23 protein-coding genes are annotated in these 22,412 nt (G+C 48.4%); 10 read left to right on the top strand and 13 right to left on the bottom strand.

Going from position 1 to position 22,412, the window contains the following annotated elements:
* The first annotated feature begins 4 nt into the window (after window positions 1-4).
* Window positions 5-1,720, top strand: coding sequence for a D-lactate dehydrogenase (gene dld / locus C8D85_RS07310; RefSeq protein ID WP_133561175.1), 1,716 nt, complete (start codon window positions 5-7; stop codon window positions 1,718-1,720).
* Window positions 1,721-1,971: 251 nt separating this feature from the next.
* Here dld and C8D85_RS07305 read toward each other — a convergent pair whose 3' ends face one another.
* The 3 genes from C8D85_RS07305 to C8D85_RS07295 all read right to left on the bottom strand — a co-directional run bounded on the left by C8D85_RS07305 (window position 1,972) and on the right by C8D85_RS07295 (window position 4,929).
* Window positions 1,972-2,988 carry a Gfo/Idh/MocA family oxidoreductase gene (locus C8D85_RS07305; RefSeq protein WP_133561173.1) on the bottom strand — a complete coding sequence of 339 codons (1,017 nt, stop codon included), beginning with the start codon at window positions 2,986-2,988 and terminating at the stop codon, window positions 1,972-1,974.
* A gap of 66 nt (window positions 2,989-3,054) precedes the next feature.
* The gene (locus C8D85_RS07300) at window positions 3,055-3,843 is read right to left on the bottom strand and encodes a TIM barrel protein (RefSeq protein WP_133561171.1); all 789 of its coding nucleotides are present in this window, start codon (window positions 3,841-3,843) and stop codon (window positions 3,055-3,057) included.
* 150 nt (window positions 3,844-3,993) lie between these two features.
* Window positions 3,994-4,929 (bottom strand): sugar ABC transporter substrate-binding protein, encoded by a 936-nt coding sequence (locus C8D85_RS07295; RefSeq protein WP_133561169.1) that lies wholly within the window; start codon window positions 4,927-4,929, stop codon window positions 3,994-3,996.
* Window positions 4,930-5,154: 225 nt separating this feature from the next.
* Here C8D85_RS07295 and C8D85_RS07290 point away from each other — a divergent pair, with 225 nt between their 5' ends.
* Window positions 5,155-6,165: a LacI family DNA-binding transcriptional regulator gene (locus C8D85_RS07290; RefSeq protein WP_133561167.1), complete on the top strand. Its 1,011-nt coding sequence runs from the start codon at window positions 5,155-5,157 to the stop codon at window positions 6,163-6,165.
* A gap of 101 nt (window positions 6,166-6,266) precedes the next feature.
* Here the strand turns inward: C8D85_RS07290 and cyoE are convergent, their stop codons facing one another.
* From cyoE to C8D85_RS07260, 6 genes are all read right to left on the bottom strand, one after another.
* Window positions 6,267-7,202: a heme o synthase gene (gene cyoE / locus C8D85_RS07285; RefSeq protein ID WP_211342154.1), complete on the bottom strand. Its 936-nt coding sequence runs from the start codon at window positions 7,200-7,202 to the stop codon at window positions 6,267-6,269.
* 12 nt (window positions 7,203-7,214) lie between these two features.
* Window positions 7,215-7,538 (bottom strand): cytochrome o ubiquinol oxidase subunit IV, encoded by a 324-nt coding sequence (gene cyoD, locus C8D85_RS07280; RefSeq protein WP_133561165.1) that lies wholly within the window; start codon window positions 7,536-7,538, stop codon window positions 7,215-7,217.
* Entirely contained in the window at window positions 7,539-8,147 is a 609-nt protein-coding gene (gene cyoC, locus C8D85_RS07275; protein ID WP_133561163.1) for a cytochrome o ubiquinol oxidase subunit III, read from the bottom strand.
* 2 nt (window positions 8,148-8,149) lie between these two features.
* On the bottom strand, window positions 8,150-10,126 hold the full coding sequence (gene cyoB / locus C8D85_RS07270; RefSeq protein ID WP_133561161.1) for a cytochrome o ubiquinol oxidase subunit I: 1,977 nt from the start codon (window positions 10,124-10,126) through the stop codon (window positions 8,150-8,152).
* The gene (gene cyoA / locus C8D85_RS07265; protein ID WP_162847557.1) at window positions 10,126-11,088 is read right to left on the bottom strand and encodes a ubiquinol oxidase subunit II; all 963 of its coding nucleotides are present in this window, start codon (window positions 11,086-11,088) and stop codon (window positions 10,126-10,128) included. Before cyoA ends, cyoB begins: the two co-directional genes overlap by 1 nt.
* 158 nt (window positions 11,089-11,246) lie before the next feature.
* The gene (locus C8D85_RS07260; RefSeq protein WP_133561159.1) at window positions 11,247-11,627 is read right to left on the bottom strand and encodes a hypothetical protein; all 381 of its coding nucleotides are present in this window, start codon (window positions 11,625-11,627) and stop codon (window positions 11,247-11,249) included.
* A 314-nt stretch (window positions 11,628-11,941) separates the two neighbouring features.
* Between C8D85_RS07260 and C8D85_RS07255 the strand changes: the two genes are divergently transcribed.
* From C8D85_RS07255 to C8D85_RS07240, 4 genes are read left to right on the top strand one after another with little or no spacing between them, the layout of a single operon-like run.
* Window positions 11,942-13,480 carry an ABC transporter substrate-binding protein gene (locus tag C8D85_RS07255; protein WP_133561157.1) on the top strand — a complete coding sequence of 513 codons (1,539 nt, stop codon included), beginning with the start codon at window positions 11,942-11,944 and terminating at the stop codon, window positions 13,478-13,480.
* Window positions 13,480-14,415: an ABC transporter permease gene (locus tag C8D85_RS07250; protein ID WP_133561155.1), complete on the top strand. Its 936-nt coding sequence runs from the start codon at window positions 13,480-13,482 to the stop codon at window positions 14,413-14,415. Before C8D85_RS07255 ends, C8D85_RS07250 begins: the two co-directional genes overlap by 1 nt.
* Window positions 14,415-15,203: an ABC transporter permease gene (locus C8D85_RS07245; RefSeq protein ID WP_133561153.1), complete on the top strand. Its 789-nt coding sequence runs from the start codon at window positions 14,415-14,417 to the stop codon at window positions 15,201-15,203. Before C8D85_RS07250 ends, C8D85_RS07245 begins: the two co-directional genes overlap by 1 nt.
* On the top strand, window positions 15,200-16,576 hold the full coding sequence (locus C8D85_RS07240; RefSeq protein ID WP_133561151.1) for an ABC transporter ATP-binding protein: 1,377 nt from the start codon (window positions 15,200-15,202) through the stop codon (window positions 16,574-16,576). Before C8D85_RS07245 ends, C8D85_RS07240 begins: the two co-directional genes overlap by 4 nt.
* Window positions 16,577-16,622: 46 nt before the next feature.
* On the opposite strand, the gene C8D85_RS07235 is transcribed toward C8D85_RS07240, so the two are convergent.
* The 4 genes from C8D85_RS07235 to C8D85_RS07220 are packed head-to-tail and all read right to left on the bottom strand — an operon-like array spanning window position 16,623 to window position 18,606.
* A complete protein-coding gene (locus tag C8D85_RS07235; RefSeq protein WP_133561149.1) occupies window positions 16,623-16,973 on the bottom strand; it encodes a putative quinol monooxygenase in 351 nt (116 codons plus the stop codon).
* 21 nt (window positions 16,974-16,994) lie between these two features.
* Complete coding sequence (locus C8D85_RS07230; RefSeq protein WP_133561147.1) at window positions 16,995-17,339, bottom strand: DUF6404 family protein; 345 nt, start codon at window positions 17,337-17,339, stop codon at window positions 16,995-16,997.
* A gap of 26 nt (window positions 17,340-17,365) precedes the next feature.
* A complete protein-coding gene (locus tag C8D85_RS07225) occupies window positions 17,366-18,247 on the bottom strand; it encodes a DMT family transporter (protein WP_133561145.1) in 882 nt (293 codons plus the stop codon).
* Between the two features lie 26 nt (window positions 18,248-18,273).
* Window positions 18,274-18,606 carry a DMT family transporter gene (locus C8D85_RS07220; protein WP_133561143.1) on the bottom strand — a complete coding sequence of 111 codons (333 nt, stop codon included), beginning with the start codon at window positions 18,604-18,606 and terminating at the stop codon, window positions 18,274-18,276.
* Window positions 18,607-18,748: 142 nt separating this feature from the next.
* On the opposite strand from C8D85_RS07220, the gene C8D85_RS07215 reads away from it, so the two are divergent.
* From C8D85_RS07215 to arsB, 4 genes are all read left to right on the top strand, one after another.
* Complete coding sequence (locus C8D85_RS07215; RefSeq protein ID WP_133561141.1) at window positions 18,749-19,837, top strand: NADH:flavin oxidoreductase/NADH oxidase; 1,089 nt, start codon at window positions 18,749-18,751, stop codon at window positions 19,835-19,837.
* A gap of 97 nt (window positions 19,838-19,934) precedes the next feature.
* Entirely contained in the window at window positions 19,935-20,867 is a 933-nt protein-coding gene (locus C8D85_RS07210) for a LysR family transcriptional regulator (RefSeq protein WP_133561139.1), read from the top strand.
* Window positions 20,868-20,992: 125 nt separating this feature from the next.
* Complete coding sequence (locus tag C8D85_RS07205; protein ID WP_133561137.1) at window positions 20,993-21,364, top strand: metalloregulator ArsR/SmtB family transcription factor; 372 nt, start codon at window positions 20,993-20,995, stop codon at window positions 21,362-21,364.
* A gap of 12 nt (window positions 21,365-21,376) precedes the next feature.
* On the top strand, window positions 21,377-22,396 hold the full coding sequence (gene arsB / locus C8D85_RS07200) for an ACR3 family arsenite efflux transporter (RefSeq protein ID WP_133561135.1): 1,020 nt from the start codon (window positions 21,377-21,379) through the stop codon (window positions 22,394-22,396).
* Window positions 22,397-22,412: the final 16 nt, after the last annotated feature.

Below are 22,412 nucleotides of genomic sequence, written 5' to 3'. Positions count from 1 at the left end.
ATTCATGAACGCAGAACATTCCCCTAACCAACTGGCCGAAACCCTTGCGGCGATTGTTGGGCCTAAGTACATCTACACCGATCAAGAAAAGAAAGCGCCTTACTGTAAAGGCTTTCGCTTTGGCAGCGGCGGCGCTTATGCCGTAGTTCGTCCAGGCAGTCTAGTTGAGATCTGGCATGTGCTTCAGGCGTGTGTTGACGCTGATGTCATCGTCATTATGCAAGCGGCGAACACCGGTCTAACGGGTGGCTCGACACCAAGTGGCAGTGATTATGATCGCCCAGTAGTGATCATCAGCACTATGCGAGTGGATGGCGTTCAGATTATCAAAAATGGTGAGCAGATCATTGGTCTACCAGGCAGTACCTTGTTTGGCTTGGAAGAAGACTTGAAACCTCACGGTCGCGAGCCTCATTCAGTGATTGGCTCATCTTGTATCGGTGCGTCGATTGTCGGTGGTATCTGTAACAACTCAGGTGGGGCTTTGGTTCAGCGTGGTCCAGCTTACACTGAAATGTCTTTGTACGCGGAAGTTACGCCAGATGGCAAACTGGAACTGGTGAACCATCTAGGTATTAAGCTTGGCAATTCTCCAGAAGAAATCCTGCACAACCTAGAGCACAAACGTTACCAAGAGTCTGATGTGTTGGACACGGAACAGCGTGCTTCGGATGTGGAGTATGAACAACGTGTGCGAGACGTGGATGCGGATACGCCTTCTCGCTTTAATGCCGATCCTCGTCGTCTGCATGAGTCGGCAGGTTGTGCCGGTAAATTGGCTGTGTTTGCGGTACGTATGGATACTTTCCCGATCCCAGAAAAACAGCAAGTTTTCTACATGGGAACCAACGACCCAAGTGTGATGGAAGACATTCGCCGTCATATGCTGTCTCAGTTCGACAATATTCCTGTCTCTGGCGAATACATGCATAAAACCTGTTATGACCTGAGTAAAGAATACGGTAAAGATACTTTCCTTGTGATCGACAAGCTGGGCACCAAATACATGCCAAAGCTGTTTGCGGTGAAGCGAACGGTGGATCGTATCTCTGGGAAGTTTAGCTTCATTCCTAAGCAGTTCTCAGATCGTGCTTTGCAATTTATGAGTAAGTTTTTCCCGAACCACTTGCCTGAGCGCATGGAGTCATTCCGTAAGCAGTATGATCATCATTGGATTATTGAAACGGCAAATGCTGGGGTCGACGAAGCGCGTGCTTATTTGACGCAATATTTCCAAGATAACCCAGGCAAAGGTGGATTCTTTGAGTGTACTGAGCGTGAAGCGGAACAAGCCATTTTGCATCGTTTCGTAGCCGGTGGTGCATTAAGCCGCTTCCACCTGATTCAAAACAAATCGCAAAACCTTGGTTCAATCATGACCATCGACGTGGCTTTCCCACGTAACGAACGCGACTGGTACGAAACACTACCACCTGAGATTGATGAGCAGATTGCCGTGAAGATGTACTACGGTCACTTCTTCTGTCACGTCATGCACCAAAACTACATTCTTAAACAAGGTGTGGATGCTAAGGCTCTGAAGCAGCAGATTTTGGAAACCTTCGATGCTCGTGGTGCGAAGTACCCAGCGGAGCATAACGTCGGCCATGAGTACGCAGCGGAAGAAAGCTTAAGCTCGTTCTATAAGAAAATTGACCCGACTAACAGCTTTAACGCTGGTATCGGTAAGACCAGTAAAAAGAAAAACTGGGAAGCCTAAAAAACAAAGCCCGCTTCAATCGAAGCGGGCTTTTCTTTGGTGGACACTTACCTGCTTTTAATTTGCTTGCGCATTGTCTTCGTCCCTCGACGCAAAATACATGGATGTATAAATATCGCGATGTCAGGATGACAAAGAGCGATAGAGGCGCAAATCCAAAATCAGGTAATCGTCTAGCAGATCATTCAGGAGTTAACTCAAATCTCCAATTTTTGAGGGGGCTCACACCTATTAAAACAGCTTTAAGATGCTTAAATATCCGTCGCGACTGGCTGGTTGCTTTGCACTGACTCAATACATGCTAGAGCAACGGCGAGGGCGCGATGTGCATCGTTGCCATTTGGACCTGTTTGCTCGCCTGTTAGAATCGCTTCCACAAAGGCGCGAATCTGTGCCGTGTAACCTTCCGCAAAGATGTGCGAGTCCATGCGCCATGTGGCGTCTTCTGCGCCATTTTGATTGAACAATGTCATGTTGGCTTTGCGTACATCGCCCATTTGCACCATGCCCTTTGAGCCAAGTACTTCTGCTCGCACATCGTAGCCATACATGGCACAGAAGTTGGCTTCTGCTACGGCCATGGCGCCGTTATCAAAACGTAAGGTCACGGTTGCTACGTCTAGGTGCCCGTGGCCTTTCGCATCGGGTCGAACAAGGGCGTCAGCCATCGCGCGTACTTCGGTCACTTTGGCGCCTTCGTTAAGCCACAATAAGGTGTCGAAGTCATGAATCAGTGTTTCGTAAAAAATTGTCCAAGTAGGAATCTTGAAGGGATCGCCCCCCCATGGACCTGGATCACGAGTTAGTGAACGCAGTTGCTGTGGCTCACCAATATTACCAGCGTTAATGGCTGCTTTAGCATCGGCAAAAGCGCGATCCCAACGGCGGTTAAAGCCAATTTGATATGCAACACCTGCTTTCTTGGCGGCTGCGCTGACGTCTTCAATTTCTGCTAGGGTGAGTCCGGCGGGTTTCTCACAGAATACGGACTTTCCATGCTCGATAAAGTATTTGGAAATGCTGGCATGGAAACGTGCGGGTGAGGCAATGATTACACCATCTACATCAGGGTGGTTGGCGATCTCTTCTTGGCTATCAGTGGCGTATTCGCAGCCTAATTTTTCTGCCAAGGCTTTGGCACCGTCGAGGTTCATATCCAACACCCCAAACAGGTTCGCATTGGCCATTTTGAACGCAACATTTTCGGCGTGGTGAGAGCCCATTCGGCCTGCGCCGACAAGAACTAGATTGGCAATTTTCTTACTCATTTTTGTTATCTCTTTTTAACCGTTGAGGACGGCCAACGCAGAAAAATCCTACGTTAGCAGAATGTATTAAAGATCCAGTGTAAAGGCCGAGCGGAAGGCTTCGAGTGCTGCTTCATCGTTCCCTTTGGCAAAGGCTTCCATGCCGACAGGGCCGCGGTAACCCATGTCATACAGACCTTTTGCTACACCTGCGTAGTTAATTTCACCTGTACCTGGTTCACATCGCCCTGGGTTATCGGCGACTTGCACTTCACCAATCCAAGGAAGACATTTTTCACACCAGCGTAGTAAGTCGCCTTCACCAATTTGCGTATGGTAAAGGTCTAGATTGATACGCAGTTGCGGACGATTAACTGCGGACACGAGGGCAAAGACATCCTCAGTACTACCAAACGGGCAACCTGGGTGGTCCAATAGGTTTAGATTCTCCAGAGTGAACACGACGTTCTCTTTTTCGGCAAGGTCGCAAATACGGTTCAGGGTATCTTGGGCCTTTAACCACATGGCTCCAGTGACATTCTCATGTTGCCAAATCGGAATACCTCCATCATCCAACCCTGTGCCATGAAGGTTCAGGCGCTGCACGCCTAAACGTTTACCGACAACAATGGTTTCTGCCGCGGACTGCAGTAGCTTTTCTGCCCCTTCATCATCGGCTAGACGACCCTCTAAGTAACCATTCATGATGGTGAATGTGGCCCCTGTTTTCTCAAGCTTTTGCAGGTCATGGTCAGGCCAATTCCATAGCCCAACGCCAAAGCCCATTTCATGTAGGCGTGAGGCACGCCATTCTATTGGTTGGTCAGGCCAAAGCATTTCTGCGCAGGCAGCCAATTGAAAAGGTTGATGGCTCATATCGTATGATCTCTAAGTAAGTAGGTGTTACGTGTAAAGCGTTCGGCCGCGAAAAAAGAGGCGGTATGGAACCGCCTAAAGGTTTCGAGGTGGGTAGTAGACAATGACCTACTACCCATATTGCACTCGTGTGCAAATCGGCTTAAAAAATTAGTTACGAGAGGCGTAACGTTCCATGTTGGTTGGTGTGACGAGTTCAAATGGCACCCAAACTTTTTGAGGTACATCCTCGCCTTTAGCAAGCTTCACTGCGGCCTCAACGGCTCCAGCGCCTTGCCCTTTAGCATCTTGGAAAACGGTGACATCTAGGTCTCCTGCACGCATGGCTTGTAAGGCATCTTGTGTGGCATCCACTCCAGCGACCACAATTTTACTCATGTCTAGGTCTACAGCCTTCATTGCTTGGATTGCGCCGATTGCCATTTCATCATTGTTGGCAATAACAGCATCGAATTGAACTCCAGCAGAAAGCCAGTTGGTCATGATGTCATTTCCCATAGCGCGCTGCCAAAGAGCGGTTTGCTTTTCAATGATCTTTAACCCTTTGCACTCATCCGTAGCCAAAACATCATAGATATCTTGGGTGCGTTGAATGCCGGTTTGATCGGTGAGGGCGCCCATCAGCACAACAACGTCACCTTTACCATCGAGAAGTCGGCACACCTCTTTGGTTTGCAGGGTGCCAGAATCCACTTCGTTGGATGCAACAAATGCTTGGTTATCAGGGAGTAGGTCCACATTGATTGGTTGGCGGTTTACATACACTAAAGGAACATCGGCAGCCTGAGCATCATCACTCATAGAAACGGTTGCATCCGTGTCGACGGGGCTAACAATGATGGCATCGACCCCTGAGGCTATGAAGTTCTGTATTTGGTTTAATTGGGTACCGACTTCATTTTTGGCATCTTCCACTTGCAGCTCAACCCCTTCCATAGACTCACCACGTTCTTGAATAGCGGTACGCAGTAAAGTTAAGAAGTTATCATCGTAAGTCGCCATGGAAACGCCAATACGTAAATCTGAGGCGAATGCACCGGTACTTAGTAAGCTCGCAGCAAGAGTTGATAGAACTAGTTTCTTCATATTTTTATTCTCCTAGTGTATGCATCTGTATTTGTTTTGCACTCGTGTGCAATGGTGGAACGGTGAAAGTATGCACGCGAGAGCAAAAAATAGTCAATATCATTTTGGAACATTTTTTCCATTATTTAATTAAAGGAAAATTATATTCGGAAATGGTGCTCTCAGGGGCTGGTTTAGTGTGGGCGAGAGTGACAGAATAACCTGATCTGATCACAATGAGTTGTTATGAAGCAATCAAGTTCAAAGCCGAGTAAAGTGACATCGAACGATGTTGCGGAACGTGCAGGGGTATCAAGATGGACCGTTTCAAGGGCCTTAACCCCTGGAAAATCAATTTCTGAGTCGGTACGTCAACGAGTATTGGCTGCCGCCGAAGAGCTGGGCTATAAACCGAATCTACTAGCAAGAAGTCTTTCCACTCAGAAAACGGGTTTGATCGCTGTCGTTGTGGACTGTTTTATCAACCACAACGTTTCGAAACTGATGGATCGATTGACCGCAGAGCTTCAGTCTCAAGGGCTGCGTGCTGTTGTTTTGAACGTGACTCACTATCAACGGGTGACAGAGCTGGTAGAGCATGCCGATCAGCTTCAGTGTGATGGTGTGATTTTCCTTGGAGCGACGCTGACCGATGACTTTGTCTCTCTGACCAGCAAGATTCAACGTATTCCTATTGTGATTGCCTTTCGCGATTGTGACCTCCCAGAGCCTTTTGTTTTCACGACAGAAGACTATGCGGCAGGGGAGGAGATCGCCGAGTTATTGCTGCAGCAAAAGGCTTCGCGCTTTGCTTACTTTGGTGGTCCGCCGGGTGTATCAACCTTTGTTCGACGCCAAGAGGGTTTTGAAGCGAAGCTCAAGCAGAGCGGTATTTCCCTAACGCAAACCTTTCATTGTGATAACTATGATCAGTTCTTAGCTTGCTCTGTTTTTGAGCGTTATTTGGCCGACACCGATAAATCGAAACGAGTGGATGCGATCTTTTGTGAGAATGATGCCATTGCCTTTGGTGTACTTGATGCAATGCGTGCTCATGAGTGTTTGCAAGAGATTGCAGTGGTCGGTTTTGACGACGTACCTTATGCTGCCAGCAAAAGCTACCAACTCACCACCTATGCGCCCCCTGTCGATAAAATCATTAAAGAAACGGTGGCGGTGATGTTAGGTGAGAGCCCTGAGTCAAAACGTATGAATGGCAACATGGTTGTTCGAGCATCCCACTTACTTGGTCAGTAAATAAAAAGCTTGTCGAATGTATCTGCCATGTGTGCGATACCATAAAAAATGCCCCGCAGAATTCTCTGCGGGGCATTTTTGATTCTTCTAACGAAGGGGACTTAGTGTGCCAGCATAACTAGGTAGTCAGGGGCTACCGCACGAAAGTCCAACGACATGGTAATACTTAGAGCCGTTACGGTGATGATGGAGAAGAAGAACACTTGGCGTGCCCAACGGTTCACATCAATGTCCGCACGATAGCCTTTTACCGCCATGCCTAGCCACCAAAGGCTAGTGCACGCAGCAACGGCCATAAAGCCCACACCTACGTAACCAGTAAGTGGCAGCATGGCACTCGCGACAGCGAAGACAGCGATCCACAAGACAATGTGGTGCTTCGCTTTTTGAATGCCCTGAGCCACTGGCAATACAGGAATACCTGCCGCTGCGTAGTCTTTGTAGCGGAAGATGGCAATGGCGTAAGAATGTGGCATCTGCCAAATACTAAACATTACCAACAAAATCGCCGCACCTGCGTCAAACTGCCCGGTCACAGCACAGTAACCCACCACTGGTGGCACTGCGCCCGACAAGCTACCAATCAACGTGCCGTAAACCGAATTGCGTTTAAAGTACAGGCTGTAAAGACCCACGTATACGAAGTAACCGAACGCTGCGAAGAACACAGCGACGTCGTTCGTAAAGTACGCAAGTAAACTAAACCCGACCACGCCTAGTACCAGTCCGTGTGCTAACGCCGCTTTGAGCGACATTTCACCAGTAACTGTTACGCGGTTACGAGTACGTTGCATCTTGGCGTCAATGTCGCGGTCGATGCAGTTATTGATCGCACAACCAGAAGCCACGACTAGTGACAATCCAATGATTGTCACCAGCATAAGCAGCCAATCGATGTCACCGCGAGCGGCGAGGAAGTACCCCCCCGCCACGGAGATCAAATTGCCCATAATGATGCCCGGCTTAGTTACCTTTAGGTAACGGTCGAACACACTATGTTGTTCTGGTTTTGACGACGATGAGATCCGCTTAAACATACGCTTCTTCGCCTAGTACATCATCATCAGAACAGATTCGTAGATAATCCATACAGATAGCGCTACGACCATTACGATAACGATGGCTGTAAAGATGAATGACAAAGTATCGATCTTGCCTTCTTTGGTGAAGTTTAGGTGCAAGAAGTACTTTAAGTGCACAACGATCTGTACGACAGCTGTTACAACGATGATTGCGAACAATGTTGCGCGATCAAAAGCGCTGGTCATAACGGCCCAGAAAGGGATAACCGTTAGGATAACAGACAGTACAAAACCAACAACGTAAGAGCTTACGCTACCGTGAGAATGTGCATCGTGATCATGTTGACTCATTTACATAGCTCCCATTAGGTAGACGAATGAGAATACACAGATCCAGATTACGTCTAGGAAGTGCCAGAACAAGCTTAGGCAACCTAAGCGAGTTACAGTGCGGTCTTGTAGACCACGCTTAGCAACATCGATAAATAGAACAGTAATCCACAGAAGACCTGCTGTTACGTGTAAACCGTGAAGACCTACCAACGAGAAGAACGCTGTTAGGAATGCACTTGCACTTGGACCGTTACCTGCGTGGATCAAGTGGTTGAACTCGTAAAGTTCGATACCAATGAACGCCAAACCAAACAAGAAAGTGATGAACAACCAGAATAGGGTGCCACCTTTGTTCTTTTTGTACGCAGAAATCATTGCGAAGCCGAATGTGATCGAGCTAAGCAATAGGGCAGCGGTGCCGCCTGCAATCAAGTTTAGGTCGAAGATGTCTTTACCTGATACGCCACCTGCAGTGTTCATAAACAACACTGCGTAGGTTGCGAAGAAGGATGCAAACAGGATGCAGTCCGTCATCAGGTAGATCCAGAAACCTAACGTAGTCATACGTCCAGTATCGTGGTGTTCTTCGTGGTGCGCATCGTGATGCGCTGCTGCATGAGTACCCATGATTACCCCTTAGCCACGTTATCTAGGTGTTCGTTTTCGATACGTGCTACTTCATCAGGCTGAACGTAGTAATCAGTGTTACTAGCGTAAGCACGGCAGATGAAGGCAACGATCAGACCGATGAAGCTTGCACCAGCCAACCACCAGATGTGCCAGATTAGGGCGAAGCCCATAGCCGTAGCAAGAAGACCCATGATTGGACCTGCATTGGTGTTGCTTGGCATGTGGATCGGCGCGTAGCTTTCATGACGCTGGTACGCAGTACCTTTCTCTTTCATGTCAGTGAAGGCATCGATGTCTTCAACTTGTGGCAATTTTGCGAAGTTGTAGAACTGTGGAGGAGACGCCAAAGACCACTCAAGAGTGTGACCGTTCCATGGATCGCCAGTTTTGTCCAAGTTCTTGTCTTTGTTTTTGAAGCCAAGGAACAATTGAATGAACTGAGCTGCGATACCAATTGCGATAACGAATGCACCGACTGCAGCGATGTATAGCCAGATGTTCCAGTCTGGGTTGTCCGTGTGGTTTAGACGACGAGTCATACCTAGGAAACCTAGAACGTAAAGTGGCATAAACGCTAGCAAGAAACCGATCGTCCAACACCAGAAAGAGATCTTTCCGTATTTTGGATCTAGGTGGAAGCCCATTGCTTTCGGGAACCAGAAAGCGAAGCCCGCTAGGTAACCGAATACTGCACCACCGATAATCGTGTTATGGAAGTGAGCGATTAGGAACAATGAGTTGTGTAGTACGTAGTCTGCACCCGGTACAGCAAGTAGTACACCAGTCATACCACCGATCGAGAAGATCACCATGAAGCCAAGAGTCCAAAGCATTGGAACTTCTAGACGTACACGGCCTTTGTACATAGTGAACAACCAGTTGAACAGTTTTACACCTGTCGGAATCGCGATGATCATCGTCATGATACCGAAGAAGGCATTAACGTTCGCGCTCGCACCCATGGTAAAGAAGTGGTGCAACCATACGATGAAGCCAAGGATGGAAATCGCGCCAGACGCGTAAACCATTGACTTGTAACCGAATAGGCGCTTGCCTGTGAACGTCGAAACGATCTCAGAGAAGATACCGAACGCTGGTAGAACAAGGATGTATACTTCAGGGTGACCCCAAGCCCAGAACAAGTTGATGTACATCATCGAGTTCCCGCCAAGGTCGTTGGTGAAGAAGTGGAAATCCAAGTAACGGTCAAGCGTTAGCATAGCTAGCGCGGCAGTTAGAATCGGGAAAGATGCTACGATCAATACGTTGGCCCAAGTACAAGTCCAAGTAAAGATAGGCATATCCATCAACTTCATGCCAGGTGCACGCATCTTAAGTACAGTAACCAAGAAGTTAACACCTGTTAGTGTTGTACCGATACCCGATATCTGCAGTGCCCAAATGTAGTAATCAACCCCTACTCCTGGGCTGAATTCAAGACCTGACAACGGTGGGTAAGCTACCCAACCAGTCATAGCGAATTCACCTAGACCTAGAGAGATGTTAACTAGCAATGCGCCCGATACTGCCAACCAGAAAGAAAGGTTGTTTAGGAACGGGAAGGCAACGTCACGTGCACCGATCTGCAATGGCAGGATGATGTTCATCAAACCGATCATAAATGGCATCGCCATAAAGATGATCATGATGACACCGTGTGCCGTAAAGATCTGGTCGTAGTGGTGCGGAGGCAAATAACCTTCCGAGCCATTGGTTGCCACAGCGAGCTGTGTACGCATCATAATCGCATCCGCGAAACCACGGATAAGCATTACGAATGCTAAGATAATGTACATGATACCCAAGCGTTTGTGGTCAACAGATGTCAACCATTCACGCCATAGCCAGCCCCATTTCTTTGCTAGTGTCATGAACACGAACAACGCCGCGCCGCCGACAGCAACAACTGCTAGGGTGCCTAGGACAATTGGGTCATATGGGATCGCGTCCCAAGACAATTTACCTAGAAGATTCATTAGTGAGATGCCTCCTCAGACTCATGGGTAGTGCTTGCGCGCTCACGCTTAGGCAGGATTACGCCTTCAGGTAGCTCGGCACCGTATTCTGGCTTACCGTAGAACTCGATACGGCCCATGTCGCCCATGTATTCCCAGATGATGTCAAAGAACAGACCGTCTTTAACGGTTCCGAAGTACTCAACTGGGTGGTATTCAGTTGGCTCAACAAGTGCTTCATAACGCTCAGTAGTAAGCGCTTCGCCACTTGCTTTCACACCGTCAACCCACTCTTGGAAGTCTTCACGAGTTGGTGTCGCGATCGCTTCGAACTTCATGCCTGTAAAGCCATGACCTGAGTAGTTTGCAGAGATGCCATCAAATGTGCCTGGCTCATCAGCAATCAAGTGAAGTTTCGTTTCCATGCCCGCCATTGAGTAGATTTGACTACCTAATTGAGGGATGAAGAATGAGTTCATTGTGCCTGCTGATGTGATGCGGAAGTTCACAGGAACATTCGCAGGGAATGCCAACTCATTTACCGTCGCGATACCAAGATCTGGGTAAATGAACAACCATTTCCAGTTAAGAGAAACCACCTCGACAGTGATCGCCTCTTCTTCAGATTCGATAGGCTTGTATGGATTCAACGCATGCGTTGATTTGTAAGTAATTACACCAAGAATCGCGATAATGATAATTGGAATAATCCATACAACGGCTTCAATTTTTGTGGAGTGTGACCACTTAGGTTCGTAAGCTTCACCACGGCCTTCACGATATTTCCACGCGAAGTAAAGTGTCATGAAGATCACCGGAACCACGACAAGCAGCATCAAGATAGTCGCTGTAATGATCAGCTCCTTCTCTTGAACACCGATTTGTCCTTTCGGGTCAAGCACACCACCCTGACAACCTGCTAGTACAAGTACTAGTGCTGCCAAAGCGACTTTACTTAAGTTACGAGTTAACAAGAGATTCATCCTCTAACCCTAGATTGACGTAGGCTGACATCGAAACGATGACAGGATTTCAGACCGGCTCAGGCCGGTAACTTTCCCGCGAAGGAGTTAAGTCTGTACTCAAAGAGTACGTGATCAATGATTCACTCGGATGAGTAAAAAATGATCGACCAAACTCTTTAAGCAGAAACTGGGGGTGCGCGACAAGCTAAAACCGCACGTTGGCAGACTTGTCGAATGGCCACCTGACGAGGTGGCTTTATGTTGCGTCGGCTTTTTTCCGGCAACACAAATTGTCCACTGGGCATAAGCAACCAGTAGACAAACACAAAGAGGCTGATAATGCCGAAAAAGGCATACAGGGAGATAAGAGGGAGGTCTTTAAAAACCGTTTGGAAAAAGTCACTTGGGTCGTAAGCGCCGCCTAGCGGGAAGATAATTAAGTTGACCGCTACCACAGCTAAAACAAACGCGTTCAAACGAGCCGCCCACTTCATAGACTGAAGAGGCTGGCGCAGTTCGCCAAGATTGCTCATCATGCTGGTTTGCTTCACATCCACGTTTGGATACCTACTTTTTGACCTGTGACAGACCATAATTGCTCAACATTTGATCAATTATGACATAAATCAGAATTTCGACCGAAAATTGTACACATTAGTTCGCAATCTCTCCACCTTAAATTTCGCATATCTTATGGCAACCTGCTTGGGATTCATAAATAAGCCGTTTTTATTCAATAATTAGTGTTTATAAGCGATCTCTACTTGAGAATCTTTCATGATGAAAATTAAATAAAAGGGATTCTCAACAATAATGTTATATCGTAACATTGAGCCTTAAATAACTGATTTATTTAAGGACTGTCTTTTTTATGCGCTCTCTTAACGCCCGTAAGCTTGGCCTGCTCTCATTAGTAACGTTCACGGCTTTGAATTTGAACGCTGCTCCCACCGAATCAAATACCGTTAAGATCAATGCGGCATTTGAGTTCTCAAGCATAGATCCTTCCCGTAGCGGTTATGTCTTTACGCGTATGCAGGTGCTGGAAACGCTGCTAAACGTTGATGAAAAAGGCGCATTAACGGCTGGTTTAGCAAGCGACTGGGAGATACTAGAGCAAGGTAAACGCTGGCGTTTGACGCTGCGCGACGATGTTGTTTTCCACAACGACACGCTGATGACAGCAGCCAGTGTGGTAGCCGCATTGAATATCGCCAAAGAGAAACCAGGGGCCTGGCAGGGCGTTCCTGTACAAGCCATTAAGGCAGTCAATGATCATCAAATCGACATTGAGCTAACCCAAGCATACCAACCATTGGGAGCGATCTTAGCAAACTATGCGAGCTCGATCTTAGCACCTGAGGCGTATGGACAGGACAATGTTGCGACGCAATTAATTGGTACAGGACCGTTTTCTGTCTACGAAGTTAATGTGCCTCACCGTCTAGTCGTGGAGAAGTTTGACCAATACTGGGGACAAAAAGCGCAAATCGAATACGCTCGTTACTTAACTGGTCACCGCGCGGAAGCCCGTGTTTTGCAAGCCCGCAGCGGGCAAGCAGACATTGTCTTTGGCTTAGATCCTGCCGCTGTGCCGACGCTAAAACGCTTACCTAACCTAGAGATTGTCCGTTCCGATTTGCCTCGTACTTTGGTTGTGAAAGTCAATGCGGGTCAAAAGTTTCTAGACACTGTTGAAGCGCGCCAAGCCCTAAGCTATGCCCTCAACCGCCAGGGAATTGCAATGGCGGTACTGCGCTCTCCAGAATCTGCTACGGCGCAAATCTTACCGCCTTACATGAGTGACTGGTATGTAGCCAACTCAGACATGTCTCAGAACCTTGAGAAGGCAAATGCCTTGCTGGCAGGGTTAGGCTGGCAGAAAAACAGCGATGGCTGGTTAGAAAAAGCAGGCCAGCTGTTTGAAATCGACATGATCACTTACGCTGACCGCCCAGAGCTAACGACCGTTGCGACGGCGATCCAAGACCAATGGAAGCAAGTTGGCGTGAAGTTAAACGTTAATATCACCAATTCCAGCGCCATTCCTGCCGGTCATGCGGATGATTCATTGGATACGGCATTGATCGCCCGTAACTACGGTTCGATTGCGAGTCCTTTAGGTACGTTGATCAAAGATATGGGGCAAGCTAAAGGCGGTGATTGGGGCACGATGAACTGGTCAAATAGCTACGTGCAAAGTACTTTGACAGAGCTATTGAGTGAGACCGATGCGAGTGTTTTCACACAAAAGGCGCAGCGTATTGCTCAGGCAATTTATGATGAAAAACCTCTGATTCCTGTGGCTTACTACGTTCAGCAAACGGCGGTGAATAAGCGTCTTGAAGGGTTCCGCTTCGATCCATATGAGCGCAGCTTCTTCCTAAATGAACTGACTTGGGTGAAATAATGCGCCAACTGTTGTTGAAGCGTTTGCTGCAATTGATTGCCGTATCATGGGGAGTTGGTACGCTGACCTTCATTTTGATGCGCTCGTTACCGGGTGATATGGCGTATCGTATTGCAGCCAGCCGTTATGGTATGGATGCAGTGGACAGTCGAGCCGCTGACATCGTGCGCGAAGAACTGGGCCTTGATCAAGGGGCGTTATCCGCCTACTGGCAGTGGTTTACTGACCTACTGAGCTGGAATCTTGGCAACTCGCTGGTGAGCGGTGCGCCTGTCTCGGAATCCCTTTGGCATATGCTTGGGCACTCCTTGCTGTTGGCTGGGGCGGGCATGGCCATCGCGTTGATCATTGCTATACCTCTGGGGTTGGCAAGTGCTTACTGGGGCGGGTGGCTAGACAGAATATTACTGACTGTATCGACGGTTATGCGTGCTGTCCCCGTGTTTGTGATTGGTTTGCTGGCGGTGATTGTTTTTGCTCTAGAGTGGAATCTGTTTCCTGTGGCGGGTTTTGGTACCCCTGCTCACCTTGTACTGCCGGCACTGACCTTAGCATTAAGCCTCGCTGCCATTTCTAATCGTGTGATTCATACGGAAGCCAAACGTGTGTTTGGTTCTTCGTTTTATGAATTTGCTCGCATGAAGGGGCTGTCGCCTTGGCAGGCTTTCAAGCATCACGGTATCCGTAATATTGCCGTACCCGTGGTTGCGTTCTTAGGCATTCAGTTGATTACCGTTGTAGAAGGTGTGGTGATGATCGAGTCCTTGTTTTCATGGCCTGGTATCGGTCATGGTCTTGCTCACGCTATCTTTGCCCGTGATATTCCACTGATTCAGGGGGCTGCCTTGATGATGGGCGTGATGTTTGTTGTGTTGAATACCTTGGTTGATATTGCCTGTCATTATCTCGACCCACGTGGAGGACGTATCGCCTAATGCTTGCTCTTTCTACTACGCAAAAATCAGGTCTGGCGTTACTTGTTCTGTTGATCGCCTATGCATTGTGCGCACCTTTGCTGCAAGCGGGGGATGCAACAACGCAAAACTTAAGTCAGATCTTAACGTCACCTAATGCTGATTATTGGCTAGGGACCGATCATTTTGGCCGCAATATGTGGCTACGTTTGGCCGAAGCAATGCAGCTATCGCTGATGATGGCAGCCTTATGCGTGATAACTTCTGCGATTATCGGTGTCACTGCTGGTGTGCTTGCGGCGACGCGAGCACCTTGGTTTGATCGAGTGATGGATGGCATCGTAACCATGATTTTGGCGTTGCCGGGTCTGGTTCTGGTGTTGATCTTCGCTGCGATTGTACCGGGCTCTTTTTGGATGCTGTATGTGGCGATCTCATTGATTCAATGGATTGAATACTTCCGTATCAGTCGCGCGATCACGCAGCGTTTGACGCAATCTCCTGCGGTGCAATCGTCAAAGTTAATGGGGTTTGGAGAATGGTATATTTTCCGGCGTCATTATTTCCCTGCCATCATGCCGCCGTTGTTTACCATCGCCGCTTTTGGCGCCGCCAATGCCATTTTGATGATGGCGTCGTTGGGCTTTGTCTATGTCGGGATTCAACCGCCATTGGCTGAACTGGGATTAATGATCGTCGAGCATTTTCCATACTACAGTGATGCACCTTGGTTGCTGGCACAGCCCTTAGCTGCATTGGCCCTAGTCGTATTAGCGTGTCAATTAATGGGCCGAGGTAAGTCTCTATGAGTTTAATTCATATCGAAAATCTGTCGGTACATGCGGGCTCTGTTGAACTGCTTGCGCCCATTAGTCTCACCGTGCAAAAAGGTGAACGTTTGACCATCCTAGGTCAAACGGGATCAGGCAAAAGTCTGCTCGCACAGGCGATTATGGGGAATTTGCCCGCAAGTTTGCGTACCGAGGGCGACGTGCGACTGTTTGATCAGCGAGTTAATTCTGAGGAGCGTCAAGCGTTCTGGGGTAAACAGATCAGTATGCTGCCCCAGGAGCCTTGGAATTCCCTAGATCCGTTAATGGGCGCCAAACAGCAACTTGCACAAACTTATCATCTGGTCGCTGGCGAGAGTTCTGCTCAAGCCCAGCAAAGTGCGGACTACACATTGGCACTTCAGGGGTTACAAGAAAGTGGCCATAAGCGGGTTGATCAGCTGTCTGGCGGTATGGCTCAGCGTGTTGCCATTGCGTGTGCAATGGCAGGTGGGGCACCGGTTTTATTGGCGGACGAGCCTACGAAAGGTTTGGATGTTTCCCGTCGCGACCAAGTGGTCGACCAATTGATGACGCAATCCGAGCAAGGCGCTCTCATCACCATTACGCATGATGTTGCTGTGGCTCGTCAGATTGGTGGTCGTATGATGGTGATTAAGTCCGGTGAACTACTGGAAGAAGGCAATGCCGAAGACATTCTCAATGCGCCTCAGCACCCTTTTACCAAAGCATTGATCGATGCCGACCCTGTCAATTGGGCGGATGAGATACGCGATATGCGCCACGGTGAACCGTTGATCTCTGTGCAAGATTTAACAATAGGTCACGGTAAACAAGCGCTTTCTAAGCATCTGGACTTTACCTTGCATCAAGGGGAAGTAGTCGGTGTAGTGGGCGACAGTGGTTGTGGTAAGAGCACGTTAGGCGATACGTTACTGGGCGTTCATAAAGCCCTTGGCGGTAAAATAGAACGTCATAGCAATGCGCCGCTGCATCAATGGCAAAAGCTCTATCAAGATCCTACGGCGGCCGTCAGCTCGGCGGTGTCGTTGCGTACTTTGCTTAATGACATGGTGTCACTGCATAACATTGATCGTTCTCGTATTGCACCGCTGATGCAACAGTTAGGACTGAGTGATGATCTGTTAAATCGCAACTCTGAAGGGGTGTCTGGTGGCGAACTGCAGCGATTTTGTATGCTCCGTGCCTTGTTGCTGGATCCAGTGTTTTTGTTTGCTGATGAGCCGACCTCTCGATTAGATCCTATCACTCAAAGGGAAGTCAGCCAGCTGTTAGTGGATGTTGCTAAGCAAAATGGCTGTGCGGTGATGTTAGTCAGCCATGACCCTGCCATGATTCATAAACGCTGTGATCGAGTGATTACTCTTTAAAGAAACAATCCCATAGACTTGCTTGGGTAAGTCTATAGGATCCTGTTTAATCTACCTTTGGCGCGTCGAAATTCTCTGGTTCATCTGTATAAATACACACATTCCAATCGGCCGCTAAACCATCTTCCGCTTGGCAGTACTTTTCGAAGAATGCGGCAATTTCTTTGCGCTGACAATGCGCTTCGAACGCTGCCATATTTGCCCATTGTTCATTAAAGGCAATCGGAAAGCTTTCACCATCAGCAAATGGGCTCTGGATATGGCGTGTCACGCGATATTGAAGACAACCGTCCTCTCGCAGAGTATTTGGCTCAAGGCTCTGTAGAACTTCAAACAACTCTTGCTCTTTACCTTCTTTTGGAAGGAACTGTGCGACACAATAAACCGTACTAGACATAAATATTCCTTATAAAATTATTTAGAGTGATGACCATTCACTCAGCTGAAGCTTACGACGACGCACCGAATAAAACACTGCCATGCCTATACCATAGACCACGCCCCAAACAGCCGCCTTATCCATAGCCGTTTTCATAGTGTCTTGGCTGCCTAGCAAGCCAAAGTACATGACTAAGAAAATGATGATGGCAAAGTACCAAAAAGCAATCACAGCATTTAGGTGAAAGCCTAAGTAGTACGGAGGTGGGACTTTAATGCCCAGCATTCGTAATAAGCTAAACATCGGAGGCTTATAGTTGGATAGCCATACGCCTTGCGCTTGTAGCTCAGCATGGGCTTTCATTAATTTGTCTTCAAATGCCACGTTGTGTTCCTTTCGATTTCTCACCGCTATGATGAACGGGTGTTTTTTATAAGTTGGGTAACAGAGAAGCCTGTGACCCAAGAGGTCCCCGCGAGAACCAGTAACGTACCTATGAGTGTATTCCAGCCCACAGGTTCCCCTAAAAATAAATGCCCCCACAGGATACCAAAGACCGGCACCAAAAAGGTAACCGATAACGCTGAGGCCGCGCCGATGTCGTCAACGAGCCGAAAATACAGAATGTAAGCCAAGCCAGTACAAAAGACCCCAAGGGCCAATACAGGCAAGCCAATGTCCAAGGTCAACGGCTCGCGGGCCGGCATGAGAAGTGCCAACGGAAGTAACAACAGCGAGGCGCCCCACATGCTGCCATGGGCGTTATTAAACGAAGAGACTTTTGGGGCGATTTTGGTGTAGTTCGTAGCAATACCATAACTAAATGCTGCCGAAACACTGCATAACATAGGCAATGCTGCATCCCATCCGACTAAACGCGCTTCTTTGCCAACCAAGACACACACGCCGATGACACCCAGAGCGAGGCCCATCATAAACTTATTGGTTAAACGGTTGCCGCCCCAAACCACTGAGATCAATGCTCCCCAAATAGGGGCCGTTGAATTCAATATCGACAGGGTTGAAGCGTTCAGTGTTTGCGCCGCATAAGCGATTAAGACAAAGGGTAACGCGGTACTGAATAAACCGAGAATCAGGTAATGTTTTGGATGCGCCAGAAAATCTAAACGTTTACGCCACAACATAGCGATGATAAGTAGCGTCAGTGCAGCCAATACCACTCGCGCTTCGATTAAGAGCGCAGGCCCCATGGGATTCGCAGCAATACGCATAAACAGGAAAGAGCTACCCCATAAAGCAGCTAAGACAAACAAACTAAGCAGGCTTGCCATGCTAAAACTCCCTATAAAATGACGGATTAATGCCCGTTCGCGTTGGAAAACAGATTAATCACAATAACCCCTAGGATGATCAGCCCCATACCCAGCAGAGCCGGCGTGTCCAGCTTTTGGCCAAACATAAACCAGCCGATCACCGCCGTTAGAACAATCCCCAGTCCAGCCCAAATGGCATAGGCGATGCCTACCGACATGACCTTTAACGTAAGAGACAAGAAATAAAACGCCAGTCCATAGCCGACTACGACCAGTACACTTGGCCCAAGCTTAGTAAAACCCTCGCTCGCCTTAAGTGCCGAAGTGGCAATTACTTCGGACAAAATCGCCACCAGTAAAATAATCCATGTTTTCATCGCGGTGTCTCGTATCTAGATATAATAAATTTGGATAGCAGTTATCAAAAATTAGAGGTTCATGAATGTCTTGGCTTTCGTATCATGTAGGCATCAACACGGCTGGTGTCAGCCTGTTCCCTATTTGACAAGGAGCCACATCATGGCACAACTCTTTACCCCATTTACACTAAAAAGTATCACCCTGAAAAATCGTGTAGCGATTCCTCCCATGTGCCAGTACAGCGCGGAGGAAGGCTTGGCGAATGATTGGCACCAAGTGCATTACACTGGATTGGCTCGCGGCGGTGCGGGGTTGGTGATCGTGGAGGCCACGGCGGTGTCACCAGAAGGTCGCATTTCTCCAAACTGTCTGGGTATTTGGAATGATGAGCAGGCTGAAGCACTGGCGAAGGTAGCGCAGAGTATTAAGGCCAACGGCAGCGTACCGGGCATCCAAATTGCCCACGCAGGTCGTAAGGCCAGCGCTAACCGTCCATGGGATGGGGATGATCACATTGCCGAAGACGATCCTCGAGGTTGGCAAACCATTGCACCGTCTGCGATCGCTTTTGGTAAGCATTTGAGCAAAGAGCCTCAAGCCATGACGAAGGCAGATATTGAGCGTGTCACTCAAGATTTCGTTGACGGCGCAAAACGCGCACTTGAAGCGGGCTATGAATGGCTAGAGCTACACTTTGCCCATGGTTACCTTGCACAGTCGTTCTTCTCGTCTCATTCTAACCAGCGTACCGATGAATACGGTGGTGACAAAGAAGGTCGTGGTAAGTTCTTGTTGGATACCTTAAAAGCGGTACGCCAAGTGTGGCCTGAGCACTTGCCTTTAACGGCTCGATTCGGTGTGTTGGAATACGATGGTCGCGACGAAGAAACACTGCAAGAAAGCATCTGGCTGGTTCAGCAAATGAAAGAGCAAGGCTTGGATATGCTCAGTGTGAGTGTCGGCTTTACCATTGCTGAAACCAATATCCCTTGGGGCCCTGCGATGTTGGCACAAGTGTCTGAGCGCGTGCGCCGTGAGACTGGCTTACCTGTGTCGTCCGCATGGGGTTTTGAACAGCCAAACGATGCCGAGCGCGCTATTGTCGAAGGTCAGATGGACCAAGTGTTGATTGGCCGTGCGTATTTATCGAACCCGCATTACACCTATGAATTGGCTAAAGCCCTGAAGGTTGAAAAGCCTTCTTGGACCTTGCCTGCGCCTTACGCACATTGGTTAGAGCGTTACTAAGGTCTCGTGATTGCAAACGCATGTGAGGTTTCGCCTCATGTTACACTTCACCGATGTAGGCTTAAGGTCTGCATCGGTTTTTTATTAGGTGCTTGCTATGAATATTTTGCGTCGCGATCTCAATCTGCTGTTGCTGTTCCATGTGCTGTATCAAGAGCGTAATGCTTCCCGAGCAGCAAAGTTACTGTCCATCAGCCAACCTGCGTTAAGTCATAAGTTGAATAAGCTACGTGATGAGTGGGGAGACCCGTTATTTATCAAAGCACCGCGAGGCTTAACTCCCACTCCCAAAGCCCACGATCTTGCTCGTCAGTTAGGTGAGTTGATACCGGATTTAGAGTCCTTTTACAGCACGCAAATTGAGCCGGACTTTCAGCATCGTGATGATCGCATCATTATCTACACCCATGACTATTTTGAGATGTGTTATCTCGCGCATCTGTTGGATAACGTCAAGCAAAGTGCGCCAAACGTCCGCTTTGTGATCCGTAATACCCGTGGCGAGTTGCCCCGCAATGAATTGGAAAATGGCCAATGTGATTTAGCTATCGCCGGATTCTATACGGACCTGCCGGATACAATGCGTCAGCAGTTTATTGGTGAAAAACCATATCGTGTCTTGTCATCTGTGGATAACCCTCATATCGGGGATAGCTTAGATCTGGAGGCTTATTTAAAGTGCGAGCATGTGGTGATATCTGTCACAGGGGATTTAGTCAGTGATATTGATCTGCACCTAGAACAACAGGGCTTGAAGCGCAATGTGGTGGCGGGCTTGTCGAGTCATCTATCGCCGATGCATTTAATACAATATCGTCCAGAAATGATCTCAACGTGCTTCGATCATGTGGCGAATAGCGCCGCAGCGCAAAATCCTAAATTGCGTGTTCACGAACCCCCGATCGAGATTCCCAATGTGCGCCTGTTCCAAGTCTGGCATGAGCGTACCCACGCCGATCCACTGCGACGCTGGATTCGTCAGCTGATCGCGCAAGTCTCGCAAACCTGCCCTTATGAAGCATTGCTTTGATGAGCATGGCGGCCGCTTTGCGGATAAATTGACCTCAATTTTATCCCTGCCTCTTTAATATATTTGATTATTCATATATCCTTAATTTCATATATATGATTTTAAAGATATGGTGAGTAATCGATATGACCCCAGTACCAGAAATAGACATTAGCCCTATCCAATTTTACAAATGTCTAGCGGACGACACGCGCCTCAAAAGTATGCTGCTAATCCAACTGCAAGGAGAGCTGTGTGTTTGTGAATTAATGGAAGCCATCGACGAAAGTCAGCCGAAAGTATCTCGTCATCTGGCACAACTTAGAGGCTGTGGTCTGCTGACGGACCGTCGTCAAGGGCAGTGGGTGTTTTACAGCATCAACGAAGCCTTGCCGGACTGGGCAAAACTGGTCCTGCAAGTCACTGTGGCCGAAAACCTAGAGACCATCGCCGCAGGTTTGGCTCGATTAGAGAGTATGGGGGATCGCCCTGAACGCACAAATGCGTGCTGTGAGTAAGGGGCGACTAACATGGGCATCTTTGAACGTTACTTGAGTGTCTGGGTCGCTTTAGCCATTGTCACAGGAATTGTTCTTGGTCTGTGGCTGCCGAATATGTTTGCTATGGTGGCGAGCTTTGAGTATGCGCACGTTAATCTGATCATCGCGGTACTGATCTGGCTGATGATTTATCCCATGATGGTACAAGTCGACTTTGCAGCCATCAAAGACGTGGGTAAAAAGCCGAAAGGCTTAGTTCTGACGTTAGTGGTGAATTGGCTGGTCAAACCGTTCACCATGGCGTTGCTAGGCTGGCTATTCTTTAAGGGACTCTTTGCGGAATGGGTCGACCCTCAGACCGCGTCTGAATACATCGCGGGCATGATTTTATTGGGTGTTGCGCCTTGCACGGCGATGGTCTTTGTCTGGAGCCAGCTCACCAAAGGTGACCCTAACTACACCTTAGTCCAAGTCTCGGTGAATGATGTCATTATGATTTTCGCTTTTGCACCGATCGCGGGATTCTTATTAGGGGTCACAGACATCACTGTCCCTTGGAGTACATTAGCGCTGTCTGTGGTGCTGTATGTGGTGTTGCCCTTAATCGCTGGGGCATTCACTCGTCGTACTTTGAATCGAGGGGAGAACCCACAACGTTTGCAACAATGGCTGGCTAGGCTGAAGCCTTGGTCCATCATTGGCTTATTAACTACCGTAGTACTGTTGTTTGGCTTTCAGGCAGAGACCATTCTCGCGAAGCCTCAAGCCATTGTATTGATTGCCATCCCGCTACTAATTCAAAGCTACGTGATTTTCGCCATTACGTACTGGGTAGCTCGAAAGATACGCTTGTCTCATAGCGTAGCGGCTCCGGCTTGCATGATTGGTACGTCTAATTTCTTTGAGCTGGCGGTTGCGGTAGCGATCTCTTTGTTTGGTTTGCATTCAGGGGCTGCCTTGGCGACCGTTGTCGGGGTCTTGGTCGAAGTGCCTGTGATGCTGAGCTTAGTGTGGTTCGCCAACCGCACACGCCACTGGTTTACTCACTAATTTTTTACGCGATATA

Source organism: Marinomonas communis, from assembly GCF_004363305.1.
GTDB classification, from domain to species: domain Bacteria; phylum Pseudomonadota; class Gammaproteobacteria; order Pseudomonadales; family Marinomonadaceae; genus Marinomonas; species Marinomonas communis.
The sequence above is the reverse complement of the archived record's forward strand: the minus strand, read 5'-3'. Positions and strand labels throughout refer to the sequence as shown.

Coding starts and splice junctions, on each gene's coding strand:
- C8D85_RS07240 (WP_133561151.1), top strand. CDS start 15,200: ATGAGTTTAATTCATATCGAAAATCTGTCGGTACATGCGGGCTCTGTT.
- dld (WP_133561175.1), top strand. CDS start 5: ATGAACGCAGAACATTCCCCTAACCAACTGGCCGAAACCCTTGCGGCG.
- arsB (WP_133561135.1), top strand. CDS start 21,377: ATGGGCATCTTTGAACGTTACTTGAGTGTCTGGGTCGCTTTAGCCATT.
- C8D85_RS07300 (WP_133561171.1), bottom strand. CDS start 3,843: ATGAGCCATCAACCTTTTCAATTGGCTGCCTGCGCAGAAATGCTTTGG.
- C8D85_RS07245 (WP_133561153.1), top strand. CDS start 14,415: ATGCTTGCTCTTTCTACTACGCAAAAATCAGGTCTGGCGTTACTTGTT.
- C8D85_RS07235 (WP_133561149.1), bottom strand. CDS start 16,973: ATGTCTAGTACGGTTTATTGTGTCGCACAGTTCCTTCCAAAAGAAGGT.
- C8D85_RS07225 (WP_133561145.1), bottom strand. CDS start 18,247: ATGGCAAGCCTGCTTAGTTTGTTTGTCTTAGCTGCTTTATGGGGTAGC.
- C8D85_RS07255 (WP_133561157.1), top strand. CDS start 11,942: ATGCGCTCTCTTAACGCCCGTAAGCTTGGCCTGCTCTCATTAGTAACG.
- C8D85_RS07215 (WP_133561141.1), top strand. CDS start 18,749: ATGGCACAACTCTTTACCCCATTTACACTAAAAAGTATCACCCTGAAA.
- C8D85_RS07210 (WP_133561139.1), top strand. CDS start 19,935: ATGAATATTTTGCGTCGCGATCTCAATCTGCTGTTGCTGTTCCATGTG.
- cyoA (WP_162847557.1), bottom strand. CDS start 11,088: ATGAATCTCTTGTTAACTCGTAACTTAAGTAAAGTCGCTTTGGCAGCA.
- C8D85_RS07295 (WP_133561169.1), bottom strand. CDS start 4,929: ATGAAGAAACTAGTTCTATCAACTCTTGCTGCGAGCTTACTAAGTACC.
- C8D85_RS07220 (WP_133561143.1), bottom strand. CDS start 18,606: ATGAAAACATGGATTATTTTACTGGTGGCGATTTTGTCCGAAGTAATT.
- cyoB (WP_133561161.1), bottom strand. CDS start 10,126: ATGAATCTTCTAGGTAAATTGTCTTGGGACGCGATCCCATATGACCCA.
- C8D85_RS07250 (WP_133561155.1), top strand. CDS start 13,480: ATGCGCCAACTGTTGTTGAAGCGTTTGCTGCAATTGATTGCCGTATCA.
- cyoD (WP_133561165.1), bottom strand. CDS start 7,538: ATGAGTCAACATGATCACGATGCACATTCTCACGGTAGCGTAAGCTCT.
- cyoC (WP_133561163.1), bottom strand. CDS start 8,147: ATGGGTACTCATGCAGCAGCGCATCACGATGCGCACCACGAAGAACAC.
- cyoE (WP_211342154.1), bottom strand. CDS start 7,202: ATGTTTAAGCGGATCTCATCGTCGTCAAAACCAGAACAACATAGTGTG.
- C8D85_RS07305 (WP_133561173.1), bottom strand. CDS start 2,988: ATGAGTAAGAAAATTGCCAATCTAGTTCTTGTCGGCGCAGGCCGAATG.
- C8D85_RS07290 (WP_133561167.1), top strand. CDS start 5,155: ATGAAGCAATCAAGTTCAAAGCCGAGTAAAGTGACATCGAACGATGTT.
- C8D85_RS07205 (WP_133561137.1), top strand. CDS start 20,993: ATGACCCCAGTACCAGAAATAGACATTAGCCCTATCCAATTTTACAAA.